Consider the following 12,413-nt stretch of genomic DNA (forward strand, 5'->3'; position numbering starts at 1 on the left):
GTTGAGAATGACGCGTAGCGCAGCGTCGGGATTTGGGCTAAGAATGTGCCCCGATCATTCGGAATGACAGTGATGTATCTGCATTAATCCCATGCGAGGAGCGCATAGACACATGAGCCGCCAACTGCCATCCATCGAGCTTTTGCAGGCTTTCCTGACGGTTGCGAAAACGGGCAATTTTGGCCAGGCGGGTGAGCAGCTCCACCTCAGCCAGAGCGCGGTGAGCCGGCAGGTTGCGCAGCTGGAGGCGCGCCTGGAGCACCGTCTGTTCGAACGCCACACGCGCAAGATCGTGCTCACTGCCGAAGGCCGATCGCTGGTACCGGTGGCGGAGCAGGTCATCGGCCTGCTGTCGGATGCGTCGCACATGCTGGCAAGCGTGGGTAGGAGCGTCAGCCTGCGCGCGCATCCGACCATGGCGGCGCGCTGGCTGATTCCACGGCTTACGGCGTTTTATCGCCTGCATCCGCAAGTGACTGTCAGTGTCGACACGGTGTATCACCGTTTTCCCGACTTCGCGTTTGAATCGATCGACGCCATGATCGCGTACGGCACCGCCACCTGGCCCGACTTCGAAGCGCTGGAACTGTGGGAAGAGGAACTGATCCCGGTGTGCTCCCCGGCATTGCTCGAGGGGACGACCCCGCACGAGGTGCTCAAGACTGCGCGGCTGGTGGACTCGAGCATGGATCGCCTGGACTGGCGCCGCTGGGAAGAATACTACGCGGGCTCAACCGGACCGGATAACGCCCACCTGACGTTCGATACGCTGGAATCCGCTATCGTGGCCGTGAAATGCGGCCAGGGCATCGCACTCGTCGACGCCGTTCTCGCCCGCGATGAGTTGCTCACCCAGCAACTGACGCGCGTGCATGCTGGCAGCATCATCACCGGCGGACGGTACACGCTGGTGTATCCGAAGCGGGTGAAGCACTCAAGCGGTTTTTCCGAGTTCCTGGAGTGGCTGGAACACGAAACGTCGGCTAACGCCCAAGCGCGGCCTCAATAGCCGCGATGTCGATCTTGCCCATCGTCATCATCGCGTCGAACGCACGCTTGGCCACCGCTTGATCAGGATTGGTTATCGCGTCGGTCAGGACGCGTGGCGAGATCTGCCACGACACGCCCCACTTGTCCTTGCACCAGCCGCAGACGCTTTCCTGGCCACCGCTTCCAACAATCGCGTTCCACAGGCGGTCTGTTTCGGCCTGGTCGTCGGTCGCCACCTGGAACGAAAAAGCCTCGCTGTGTTTGAACCCTGCCCCTGCATTCAGCCCGAGGCAAGGGATGCCCATTACCGAGAACTCGACCGTCAAGACATCGCCCTGCTTGCCCGCCGGATAGTCGCCCGGTGCGCGATGCACAGCGGCCACGGCGCTGTCCGGGAACGTCTCGGCGTAGAACGTCGCCGCGTCCAATGCGTTGCCGTCGAAACAAAGACAAATCGTGTTTTTGCTGAGCATTTTGGTTCTCCAGATCGGAAACTGACGCATTGATTCTAGCTGCGCAGCCAACCGGTCAACTGCCGGCAGTCGAGACAAACCTTGATCGAGCAAGGTGACAGCGCGTTGTATGAATCCAAGCGCGGTGGACGCGACAGCATTCGCCTGGTGGATCGAACGCTTGAGAGCGGCGAGCGGCTGCGCACGCGTTGATTCGATGTGTGCAGGAGCCCTAAGCCACAGACCAAGGGGGGGGCTGGGAAATATGGACCTCACGTCCTAATGCCGATCAGTTAAGCCGTAAAACGGTCTGTAGCAGCTGGCGAAGCCTGCGTCCGGCTGCACAGCAGTCGTAAAATCAGGCGATGCGGAGTTTCAGGTAAACCCTGCACTCAGGTTCTACGACTGCTGCGCAGCCGGACGCAGGCTTCGCCAGCTGCTACATAAGTGTGTTTTACCTGCTAATTCTTAACTGCCGGCATTAGCCTCACGTCCACGAGTCTCTGTTTTGATGGCCAATCTCCGGTTTATAGAAAGTTGCCTTGGCGCCTTCGATTCAAAAGCAGATGGTTTCCGTGGCAAGGGAACGTTCCCTTGCCACAAAGGCCCGTACTTACTCAGTGGGGTCTATCTGATCCAACATCCGATTAGCCGTGATTTCCGCCAGCATGATGCTGTTGGAGATGCCCAACAGCGCATTGCGCGACCCACCATCGAGAAGGTCCACCAAGTGGTGGACCATCACATCGACCGAGGCCAGCGTCTCGACCAAATAAACCGCCAGCGTTTCAGTCGTGACACCAGGGTCCACGGTAAACAAGGTGCTGGGTGTACGCGGTTTGGCTTTGATGTCGGCAGCCGACGGGAAGTGATAGTCGAGAGCCCGCTCGGCGGCCTCGTTGAGTTTGTTCGAGTCGGGTTCGTACGGGGAGACCGGATCGGTGTCCGGCGGGTTAGGTGTAACTTTGAACATGGTGAAACTCCTAGAGAGATGGAGTCGCCACCATTCGCTGCGAAACGAAAATAAGGTGGCAACTGTACGCGGGTTCGCAGACCAGGACTCTAGGAACCCGGCAGACCCGAAGGCCTCCCACGCACAGCCGCCATAACACGAGTGACAGACCTAATGAAGTATCTGCTCACGAACGGAAGACGTTGTGCGTCTAGAGATTACCCGGGCTGCGAAACCCGATCACTGATGGGCAGTGACACGAATCAAGTTACCGAGTGGCCCCAAGGCGCACAAGCCGGCCGATTCTGGCGTACCCGTAGGCAACGGCGCAAGGTCTTGTAGCTTTCAGGACGTAAGCTTGAGGACGTTTAAACAAGCTCGCATCTGCGATGTTTAATTGACGCGCAACCGCTGGTGCAATGCCGTAGGAAAAGATGAGGCAGTGAAGCTATTCGTTGTCAGCTAAAGCGCAAATGCCCGCGCCATGTCCGTTACGCGACATCTACTGGCTTATTAGCGTTAGTCGGCAATCCGCAGCCGCGTTAGAGTCGTCAGCACGTTCCTGGCAAATCCGGATGATGCTGATGACCCGCCCCCGCTTCTTACCTGATAACTTCACCCTGGCCTTGATCGGCGTGGTCCTGATCGCCAGCTTGCTGCCCGCCAGCGGCCAGGTGGCGGTGGGCTTCGGCTGGCTGACAAACATTGCCATTGCCCTGCTGTTCTTCCTGCATGGCGCCAAACTGTCGCGCGAGTCGATCATCGCTGGTGCCGGGCACTGGCGCCTGCATTTGCTGGTGTTCAGCCTGACCTTTGTGCTGTTCCCGCTACTCGGCCTGGCGCTCAAGCCGTTGCTGTCGCCGTTGATCGGTAACGATCTGTACATGGGCATGCTGTACCTCTGCGCGCTGCCCGCCACGGTGCAATCGGCGATTGCCTTTACCTCGCTGGCACGGGGAAACATTCCAGCCGCGATTTGCAGTGCGGCGGCATCCAGTCTGTTCGGGATTTTTCTCACGCCGTTGCTGGTCACCCTGCTGCTGGACGTGCATGGCGAAGGCAGCTCCACGCTTGATGCGATTTTGAAAATCAGCGTGCAGCTGTTGCTGCCGTTCATTGCCGGGCAGATCGCGCGGCAATGGATCGGCGCCTGGGTTGCGCGCAACAAGGGCTGGCTGAAGTTCGTCGATCAAGGCTCGATTCTGCTGGTGGTTTACGGCGCGTTCAGCGAAGCGGTGATCGAAGGCATCTGGCACCAGATTCCGCTCTGGGATCTGGCCGGGTTGGTCGTCGTCTGCTGCGTGGTACTGGGGCTGGTGCTAGTGGCCGCTACCCTGCTGGGCAAAGCGTTTGGCTTCAGTCAGGAGGACCGGATCACCATACTGTTCTGCGGTTCGAAGAAAAGCCTGGCCACCGGTGTGCCGATGGCCCAGGTGCTGTTCGCCGGCAGTACCATCGGCGTGCTGATCCTGCCGCTGATGCTGTTCCATCAAATTCAGCTGATGGTCTGTGCCGTGCTCGCGCAGCGCTATGCCAAGCGCCAGGAATCGGTGGCTGAACTGATGGCGCAAGTCGATCCTTGATGGCCGGGCCCGGGTGACGGGCCTTCCTACTCCACCGCTTCGAACTCGCCTGTGCGTACCTCGCCACTGCGCACGTAACGGCTGATCTATCCTTACATCCAACCCACAACGCCGGATATCGAAATGGCCGCCCCCGAATCCGTCCTCCTCCAAAGCTGGCACCACAACGCTCAATCCTGGATCGAAGCCATCCGCACCGGCACCATCGAAAGTCGCCTAAGGGTCACTGACCAGGCCATCCTGCTGGCGGTGCTGGGACGCCAGCCCGAACGCGTGCTCGACCTCGGCTGCGGCGAGGGCTGGCTTCTGCGTGCGCTGGAAGACCGGGCCATCAAAGTGGTCGGCGTGGACGGCGATGCGACGCTGGTCGAGGCAGCGCGGGCGGCGGGCGCTTCACAGGTGCATTTGGCAAGTTATGAAGCGCTGGTGGAGGCGAAGGTGGACATCGGCCGCGACTACGACCTGATCTGCGCGAACTTTGCCCTGTTGCATCAGGACATCATCCCGCTACTCGCAGCCATGAATGCCCTGCTCGCCCCCGGCGGCGCGCTGGTGATTCAGACGCTGCATCCGTGGAGCGCGGCGGCGGGTGACTATCAGGACGGTTGGCGGGAAGAGACCTTCGCCGGGTTCAATGGGCAGTGGCGACCGATGCCATGGTATTTCCGCACCTTGTCCAGTTGGCTCAACGCACTGGACATGGCCGGTTTTCGGTTGGTGGGCCTGCAGGAACCGCAGCATCCGCAAAGCTCTGTGCCGCAGTCGTTGCTGATGGTGGCGCGAGCAGCGGATTAGTCCCAAAGGGAAAATCATCGAAGCATCTCCAACCTCCATCGGTCGCTGAAAACTTGCTCTACAGATTCTTTTTACCTACATTTGAGTCCATAGATTCAAAATAAGGTACTGAACATGGCAGTCGCCCTTCAGGAACAAGCGTTTACCAAGAGCCAGTGCGTAACGGGCCTGCGTGCCGCTGTGGGCATCCTCGAAAAATGGTCGGCGTCCAGCGAACAAGCTTGCCGCATCCTGCGTATCTCCCGCAGCACTTACACCCGCGCCCGGCAGCGCGATCCCGAGTGGGCCGTGGCGCTGGACTCGGACCAGATGCAGCGCATCAGTTTTGTGCTCAACATCCATGCCGCGCTGCGCCTTGTGTTCGACAATCCGGAAAACGTCTACGGCTTCCCGTCGATGGCTAACGACAACGAGTTTTTCAACGGGCGCAGCCCGCTCGAGATCATGGCTCAGGGCGATATGATTTCGCTGTATGAAACCTTTCGGCGCATTGATGTGCTGCGAGGCGCGCAATGGTGAGGCTCAGCGAACTGGCAGAACTTGCTGGCGAGCCGTTACAAGCCTACCGACTGGTCAATTCGAAGTTTCCACCGATAGCGTTGTTTGATGACGTCGCGGATGCGGACGAATTTGAGGTGCTGTACCAGATACAAGCGCTGACCAATCCCCGGCTGAAAAATGAAGTGGGTCACCTTGAGTTGATTCCACGCAGTGAAATTCCGTTCGGCATTGCTGGCTGCTCCTACGCGACAGCACCGTTTACCCACGTTAACCCGGCGGGTTCACGGTTCAGCGATGGCAGTTTCGGGGTGTTGTATCTGGCCGACTCCTTGGACACGGCGCTCGCCGAGGTGCGGCATCACCAGAGTCTGTATTGGTCGAATGTTCCGAGCCTCAACTATGAGCGGTTCGTTTTCCGGGGGCTGTCCTGCTCTTTTGTCGATGTCGCGATGAGGGATGCTGCCGGTATTCCGATGACCGATCCTGTCTATGATCCCGACGATTACACGCATTCCCGTCGGCTGGGGAAGTCCGTTAAAAAAGCTGGATGCCCCGGTATTCGTTACCACTCGGTGCGTATGCAGGGCAGTTATTGCTGGGCGCTGATGACGCCGAGGCCGGTTTTATCGGTTATTCAAGCGGCGCATTACGAGATGATCTGGAATGGCCAGGTGACGAGTGTCAGCAAGATCAGCGAGGCTTGATGGGGCGCCTTGTAGGCTAAAAGCTGTCCGTAGAGGCGTGACCGGTTGCCATCACCCAAGCAATAGGGAGCTTTGTCCATCCATTGCTGACGTCGATAGTCACCATCAACTCAATGAAGTTCTCTTAAAAACTCCGGGGCGTAACATCGCATCCATACCAACCAATAACACCCCGGAGCACACAATCATGAAACGCCAAATCTTCCTCAGCATCGCTTTCTCGGTTTTTGCAGCTAACGCTTTCGCCGCAGCCCCTGCTCACCAGGCCATCGCTGAAGGCGGTTCGGATCGTCTGATTGAAAGCCGTGTGGCTGAGGGTGGTTCGGATCGTCTGATCGAGAGCCGCGTTGCCGAAGGTGGTTCGGATCGTCTGATCGAAAGTCGTGTTGCTGAAGGTGGTTCGGATCGTCTGATCCAGAACCGCGTTGCTGAAGGTGGCTCGGATCGTCTGATCCAGAACCGCGTTGCTGAAGGTGGCTCGGATCGTCTGATCCAGAACCGCGTCGCTGAAGGTGGTTCCGACCGTCTGATCCAGAACCGCGTTGCTGAAGGTGGTTCGGATCGTCTGATCCAGAACCGCGTCGCTGAAGGTGGTTCCGACCGTCTGATCCAGAACCGCGTTGCTGAAGGTGGTTCTGACCGTCTGATCCAAAACCGCAATGCATGAATGAATGGCTCTAAAGCGGTACTCAAGAAAAAACCCGGCCACAGCAGCCGGGTTTTTTTATGCCTGCAAAAAACCGGACGTCATGCGGTGGTCGAGCATGCGCCAAGATCGCAGCCTGCGGCAGCTCCTACAGGGGGAATGCGCACTTCTGTAGGAGCTGCCGCAGGCTGCGATCTTTTGATCCTGAATACGAACAAAACGCTCGGCCTGACATGCCCGGCTTTTACTGCGCAGAAATTAGATCACGCCCACTCAAGCAGATGGACCCGAATTTTTCACCGAGGTTTTGGGTCAAACGGGAATTAGCGTCAACCCGCTCTGGAGGCCCTCCAATGGCCAGCTCGCAAACCGAAACGGCTCCCACCCAAACCCTGCTGCTCGAACGTAACGGTTGGGTGCCCAATAACCCGCGCCTGCCGGTGCTGATTTACCCCAAGGCGATTGCCGTCCATGGCAGCGACCCGGCGGCGCTGTTCGAAAACATGTTCAACGCCAACGGCTGGCCGCCCCAATGGCGTTATGGCGTCTATGACTTTCACCACTATCACACCGAAGGCCATGAGGTACTGGGCGTCGCCTGTGGTCATGCGCGTTTGATGCTGGGTGGCCCAGAGGGTCATGTGGTGGAGGTCAGTGCCGGCGATGTGGTGCTGCTGCCGGCGGGCACCGGCCACCGCAACCTCGATTCCAGCGACGACTTTCTAGTGGTCGGTGCCTATCCGCCCGGGCAGCACGCCGATATTTGCCGCGAGGCGCCGAGCGCGGCGCAACTGGCAAGCATCGACACGCTGCCATTTCCCGACCGCGATCCGGTTCAGGGTGGGGATGGCGCGGTGGCCCGGCACTGGGTCAGCCAACGTCAGCCTTGAAAATGTTGCCCTCTCCCCCGTGAGCGAGGGCGTTATCGATATTGTCCGGAAGCGACCATCGCCGACGTCGATAGTCACCATCAACTCAATGAAGTTCTCTTAAAAACTCCGGGGCGTAACATCGCATCCATACCAACCAATAACACCCCGGAGCACACAATCATGAAACGCCAAATCTTCCTCAGCATCGCTTTCTCGGTTTTTGCAGCTAACGCTTTCGCCGCAGCCCCTGCTCACCAGGCAATCGCTGAAGGCGGTTCGGATCGTCTGATTGAAAGCCGTGTGGCTGAGGGTGGTTCGGATCGTCTGATCGAAAGCCGTGTGGCTGAGGGTGGCTCTGACCGTCTGATCCAGAACCGCGTCGCTGAAGGTGGTTCCGACCGTCTGATCCAGAACCGCGTTGCTGAAGGTGGTTCCGACCGTCTGATCCAGAACCGCGTTGCTGAAGGTGGTTCGGATCGTCTGATCCAGAACCGCGTTGCCGAAGGTGGTTCGGATCGTCTGATTCAGAACCGTGTCGCTGAAGGTGGTTCCGACCGTCTGAACCAGAACCGCAATGCTTGAATGAATGGCTCTACAGCGGTACTCAAGAAAAACCCGGCAATAGCAGCCGGGTTTTTTTATGCCTGCATGAAACCGGACGTCCGCGGTGTTGGAGCATGCGCCAAGATCGCAGCCTGCGGCAGCTCCTACAGTAGGAGCTGCCTCAGGGAAGGATTTCGGACTGCGGATTGCGCAACGCTTGAAACAGGCTGACCGCCTCACCTCGCTGCACGGTTATTTGAAGCATAATCAGCTTCGCGCAGATATCCACTCGCCATCATCGATGGTCGAGTGAAGATGCAACGCCCTCCTACAACGACCAATTCATCGGAGATGCCTGTGCACCCCCTGACCGCCCGCGAGGTTTACCAGCAACTGCGAGACGCCGCTTTGGGCATTCGACCCTTTCATCGCCTCGACGAACACGCCGAACCCGGCCTTGTACAGGTCGAAGTCGAAGGCTGGCGCCTGACCCTCGATGTCGATGGCAATCACCTGCGCCACTGCCAACGTTGTCAGAGCCCGGACGGCCGCGAGGGTGAGTTTGAAAGCTGGCAACGTTACGGCACCGACCCGGTCAGTCTGCTCAGTACCTGGGAACTGGCGCAGATTGAGCGATTGTTGTCCGAGAGTGCTGGCAGGCTTGCCAACGACCCTCGTTAGCGCGTTTTATGGGCGACGCAAATCGCTTACAGAAGAGTGTTGCCCATGCTTCTCACCCCCCGCTTACCGCACCTGCTGACCTGCACCCTGATCGGTTTACTTGCCTGCAGCGCGCAGGCCAGCACGCCCTCCCCGGTGCCCGACAGTTTGCAGCCGCTGCTGGTGACGATAAACGAGCGTCTGAACATTGGTGATCAGGTGGCGCTGACCAAGTGGGACAGTGGTAAACCGATCCAGGACAGTGCCCGGGAAGCGCAAATCATCGCCAACGCCAGGAAGATGGCCGTTGACCGAAAACTGGACCCCGACGAAGTCGCCGATTTGACCGCCGCACAGATCGAAGCCAACAAGCTGGTGCAGTACGGACTGCTTGCTCAATGGCGAGCGGCTGACAAGGCGCCTGACCTGCCGCGGCCCGACCTCACCCATCAAGTCAGGCCTCGGCTGGATGAGTTGCAAACCCTTCTGTTGCAGCAATACGCCGACTTCGCCCCTTATCGCCAGGATCCAAGCTGCCCGAGCTGGCTGGGCACTGCGCGAGCCGGGCTGATCAAGGATCAACTGCACGGTCAGGCACTGATACGCGCGACCGGGGAGTTGTGTATCACTGAACAATAACGGTCAAGATCGCAGCCGTGCCCGCCCTTGTAGGAGCTGCCGCAGGCTGTGATCTTGGCGGTATCATAAAATGTCGATATACAGTCGTTTGCAGAACAACAAAAATACAGGAATTGAAATGTCTGAACTGAAACTGCACCCCAATGCTGCTGAAACCTTGCGCCAATGGCACGACATGATCCGCACGGGCGACCTGCAGGCGCTGTCCGAATTGCTGGACCCGCAAGCGGTATTTCGCTCGCCGATGGCGCACACGCCATACCCTGGTGCGCCGGTGGTATCGATGATCCTCAATACGGTATTCGAGGTCTTTGAAAACTTTGCCTATCACCGCGAACTGGCGACGGCAGACGGGCTGAACGTGGTCCTGGAATTCAGCGCCAGCGTCAGCGGAAAAGAGCTGAAGGGTATCGACATGATCCGATTCAATGAACAAGGAAAAATCGTTGAGTTTGAGGTCATGGTCCGTCCCTTGAGCGGCTTGCAAGCCTTGGGTGAACAAATGGGGCAACGACTCGGCGCTTACCTGGCGGCCAGCAAAGCCCGCTGACGTAGTTTCTCCGGCGAGGTGCAGTGGCTGGCAGACAAGAATCCCGACCACCCCGCACCTCGCCTCCCGGTAAATAACGCTGGGTAAGTCGGGTGGCGATGTCCACAAACGGCGTGACGATCAGACTGTAAACCGTCAGGTACCGGTCGTGATCCTGCTCTCCGGTGCCGAACCAAATGGGTTCGGGCTTCGCGTCTGTGAGGTAGAGCGTGCCGAACATCCAGTCCCAAAGTGACAGGTTGATGCCGAAGTTCTTGTTGTAGTGTCGAGGCGCGTCACTGTGGTGAATCTGGTGCTGCGCAGGACTGTTCAGCACATGCTCGATCACGGGTCCGAAGGACAGCCAGACATGGCTATGACGCAGGTTCGCCGCCAGTCCATTGAGGATCAACACCACATAGGTCACGCCGAACAAGGTGTACGGGCTGACCCTCCCGCCACAGGCGTACCAGAAGACTCCGGCGAAGGCACCGAGGCTGAGGGTAACCAGCAGTTTTTCGACGATTTTTTCCACGAAATGAACCCGGCTCGCGGTGGCAGGTACCAGCACCGTCGCCGAGTGATGGACTTTGTGGAACGCCCACAGATACCGGGAATGATAGGCGCGGTGGGCCCAATAGCGGATGAAGTCGCTGACAAGAAACGTCCCCAGCCCGTAGAGCAAGGAAAGTGAGAGGTTTTCACCCACTTGCGGCCGAGCGCCCCAAAGATGAGTGAAAAACGCGATGTAGTCCCCGGAGCGCAAAACGTGCGGATCAACCAGGCCCACGATGGGCACCACCAGTGCGACTTTCAGGATCGCACGCACGAAGTAATACCGGTAATCCAGCAGCGCCGAACGATGAAAATTAACCCGGCTCCCGCCAATGAATTGCCCGAATGAACGTGCGTCCGTCAGGCCGCGAGACTTCCTGAATCGGAACAGGCAGAAGGCGATGCCGAAGGACACGCAGACAAACACCACGCTGAAGCGGCCGTCCAGATCGAAAAGACCCAGGAACTGCTCGGTGACGGGTTCGATCACCCACTGGATCAGGTGGTCATATAGAAGTGCGAGAACATCCATGAACGGCTGCCCTCCGACAAGGGGACATAAGTTTAGGCCAGCAGGCTGATTTGCGCGTCACTCACTGCGGCTGAAACGTCTGGAGGTAGGCCAACAGGTTGTCGATCTTTTCCGGGTCGCTGATTCCCCAGAAAATCATCCGCGTTCCAGATACCACGCTTTTGGGATCTTCGATGTACTTCGCCAGTGTTTCGCGGGTCCAGACCACGCCGGAAGACTTCATGGCACTGGAATACTGATAGTCCGTCGTGCTGCCGGCAAGGCGCCCGAAAATGCCATTGAGTTGTGGCCCGAAAGAACCGCGGGCCGCCCCCCCCACTTGGTGGCAACCGCCACAGGTTCGGTTGAACAGCTTCTGCCCCGCGTCCGCATCGCCGGCCGCTGTTGCGGGTGTGCTGAATGCGCCTGCGCTTAAAAGCAAGCAGGTGAAGGCTACGGTTTTGTTCATGCTCGTTTCCAGGTCATAACGCGGTGCGAACCCTAAGACATTCAATGATTGAAAAGCCACACTCAAATGCGATCTATACTCTTTCGGTCAGCTATTTTTGTGTCATGCAGTACGTCGACACCCGCGCGCTATTGTGGTGCGCCCGTGCCTATCGCCAACGTAATCAATCCCGAGCCAATGAGCCGTGTCGCCAAGGATCGAACGGAGGGCTGCGCTCAGTCGCTTTGAGGCTAGCGGGTGGTGGAGAAGATCATGAAATATAAGATTTTTTCAGGCGTTTTGTTTGCGGTCGCGGCAACAGTGGCCATACCGTCAGGCGTCAACACTGTCTGGGCTGCAGGAGCCCAGGCATTGGCCTCTGATGGCGCGGATCATGTCGGCGCTGGCTCGGTCGCCGCTGACGGCGCGGATCACGTCGGCGCCGGGTCGGTTGCCTCTGATGGCGCAGATCACGTCGGCGCCGGTTCGGTCGCCTCCGATGGCGCAGATCACGTCGGCGCTGGGTCGGTCGCCTCCGATGGCGCGGATCACGTCGGCGCTGGGTCGGTCGCCTCCGATGGCGCAGATCACGTCGGCGCCGGTTCGGTTGCCTCTGATGGCGCAGATCACGTCGGCGCTGGGTCGGTCGCCTCCGATGGCGCAGATCACGTCGGCGCCGGTTCGGTTGCCTCTGATGGCGCAGATCACGTCGGCGCCGGTTCGGTTGCCTCTGATGGCGCAGATCACGTCGGCGCTGCCGCTGTTGCCTCTGACGGTGCAGATCATGTAGGTGCTGGTGCCGTTGCCGCCGATGGCGCAGATCACGTCGGCGCCGGTGCGCTTGCTGCCGATGGCTCGGATAAACTCAACGCCGCTCGTCTCGCGTATGGCGCTCGCGTTGGTGTGGGATCCGATCGAGTGGCGACCTCGCTCATGACCGGCAGTTATTCCGACCAGTTCAACAGTCCGGTCGGCCCACAATAACCTGTAAGCGGCACATTCAAAGGGCCACTTCACTGATGGAAAGGACCGC

General features: G+C 58.9%; 16 protein-coding genes and 1 pseudogene. 13 read left to right on the forward strand and 4 right to left on the reverse strand.

Annotated features, from left to right (window positions below; translation table 11 throughout):
* Positions 1–112: 112 nt before the first annotated feature.
* Positions 113–1,009, forward strand: coding sequence for a LysR substrate-binding domain-containing protein (locus tag ACA052_RS18245; RefSeq protein ID WP_497646134.1), 897 nt, complete (start codon positions 113–115; stop codon positions 1,007–1,009).
* Here ACA052_RS18245 and ACA052_RS18250 read toward each other — a convergent pair.
* On the reverse strand, positions 984–1,463 hold the full coding sequence (locus ACA052_RS18250) for a VOC family protein (protein WP_497646135.1): 480 nt from the start codon (positions 1,461–1,463) through the stop codon (positions 984–986). The genes ACA052_RS18245 and ACA052_RS18250 overlap by 26 nt on opposite strands.
* A 69-nt stretch (positions 1,464–1,532) precedes the next feature.
* Between ACA052_RS18250 and ACA052_RS18255 the strand changes: the two are divergent.
* Positions 1,533–1,655, forward strand: a pseudogene (locus ACA052_RS18255) (GGDEF domain-containing protein); the annotation flags it as partial.
* Positions 1,656–2,055: 400 nt separating this feature from the next.
* On the opposite strand, the gene ACA052_RS18260 reads toward ACA052_RS18255, so the two are convergent.
* Positions 2,056–2,415, reverse strand: coding sequence for a DUF6124 family protein (locus tag ACA052_RS18260; protein ID WP_497646136.1), 360 nt, complete (start codon positions 2,413–2,415; stop codon positions 2,056–2,058).
* Between the two features lie 563 nt (positions 2,416–2,978).
* Here ACA052_RS18260 and ACA052_RS18265 point away from each other — a divergent pair.
* From ACA052_RS18265 to ACA052_RS18310, 10 genes are all read left to right on the forward strand, one after another.
* Entirely contained in the window at positions 2,979–3,977 is a 999-nt protein-coding gene (locus ACA052_RS18265) for a bile acid:sodium symporter family protein (protein WP_497646137.1), read from the forward strand.
* Positions 3,978–4,100: 123 nt separating this feature from the next.
* Entirely contained in the window at positions 4,101–4,772 is a 672-nt protein-coding gene (locus ACA052_RS18270; protein ID WP_497646138.1) for a class I SAM-dependent methyltransferase, read from the forward strand.
* Positions 4,773–4,886: 114 nt separating this feature from the next.
* Positions 4,887–5,291 (forward strand): antitoxin Xre-like helix-turn-helix domain-containing protein, encoded by a 405-nt coding sequence (locus ACA052_RS18275; protein WP_497646139.1) that lies wholly within the window; start codon positions 4,887–4,889, stop codon positions 5,289–5,291.
* Positions 5,285–5,977, forward strand: a complete 693-nt coding sequence (locus tag ACA052_RS18280) for an RES family NAD+ phosphorylase (RefSeq protein ID WP_497646140.1) — start codon at positions 5,285–5,287, stop codon at positions 5,975–5,977. The genes ACA052_RS18275 and ACA052_RS18280 overlap by 7 nt, the downstream gene beginning before the upstream one ends.
* 187 nt (positions 5,978–6,164) lie before the next feature.
* Positions 6,165–6,644 carry a phage infection protein gene (locus ACA052_RS18285; protein ID WP_497646141.1) on the forward strand — a complete coding sequence of 160 codons (480 nt, stop codon included), beginning with the start codon at positions 6,165–6,167 and terminating at the stop codon, positions 6,642–6,644.
* Positions 6,645–6,976: 332 nt separating this feature from the next.
* Positions 6,977–7,513: a cupin gene (locus ACA052_RS18290; RefSeq protein ID WP_497646142.1), complete on the forward strand. Its 537-nt coding sequence runs from the start codon at positions 6,977–6,979 to the stop codon at positions 7,511–7,513.
* A gap of 162 nt (positions 7,514–7,675) precedes the next feature.
* Positions 7,676–8,077 carry a hypothetical protein gene (locus ACA052_RS18295; protein ID WP_497646143.1) on the forward strand — a complete coding sequence of 134 codons (402 nt, stop codon included), beginning with the start codon at positions 7,676–7,678 and terminating at the stop codon, positions 8,075–8,077.
* Positions 8,078–8,395: 318 nt separating this feature from the next.
* Positions 8,396–8,719, forward strand: coding sequence for a DUF7693 family protein (locus tag ACA052_RS18300; protein ID WP_497646144.1), 324 nt, complete (start codon positions 8,396–8,398; stop codon positions 8,717–8,719).
* A gap of 45 nt (positions 8,720–8,764) precedes the next feature.
* Entirely contained in the window at positions 8,765–9,337 is a 573-nt protein-coding gene (locus ACA052_RS18305) for a chorismate mutase (RefSeq protein WP_497646145.1), read from the forward strand.
* A 118-nt stretch (positions 9,338–9,455) separates the two neighbouring features.
* The gene (locus ACA052_RS18310; RefSeq protein ID WP_497646146.1) at positions 9,456–9,887 is read left to right on the forward strand and encodes a nuclear transport factor 2 family protein; all 432 of its coding nucleotides are present in this window, start codon (positions 9,456–9,458) and stop codon (positions 9,885–9,887) included.
* Here the strand turns inward: ACA052_RS18310 and ACA052_RS18315 are convergent.
* Both ACA052_RS18315 and ACA052_RS18320 read right to left on the reverse strand, forming a co-directional pair.
* Positions 9,796–10,953 carry a sterol desaturase family protein gene (locus ACA052_RS18315; RefSeq protein ID WP_497646147.1) on the reverse strand — a complete coding sequence of 386 codons (1,158 nt, stop codon included), beginning with the start codon at positions 10,951–10,953 and terminating at the stop codon, positions 9,796–9,798. The two genes, ACA052_RS18310 and ACA052_RS18315, sit on opposite strands and share 92 nt — an antisense overlap.
* A gap of 61 nt (positions 10,954–11,014) precedes the next feature.
* Positions 11,015–11,401, reverse strand: a complete 387-nt coding sequence (locus ACA052_RS18320; protein WP_497646148.1) for a c-type cytochrome — start codon at positions 11,399–11,401, stop codon at positions 11,015–11,017.
* A 252-nt stretch (positions 11,402–11,653) separates the two neighbouring features.
* Here ACA052_RS18320 and ACA052_RS18325 point away from each other — a divergent pair, with 252 nt between their 5' ends.
* A complete protein-coding gene (locus tag ACA052_RS18325) occupies positions 11,654–12,364 on the forward strand; it encodes a hypothetical protein (protein WP_497646149.1) in 711 nt (236 codons plus the stop codon).
* Positions 12,365–12,413: the final 49 nt, after the last annotated feature.

The organism is Pseudomonas sp. LBUM1644 (assembly GCF_059716195.1).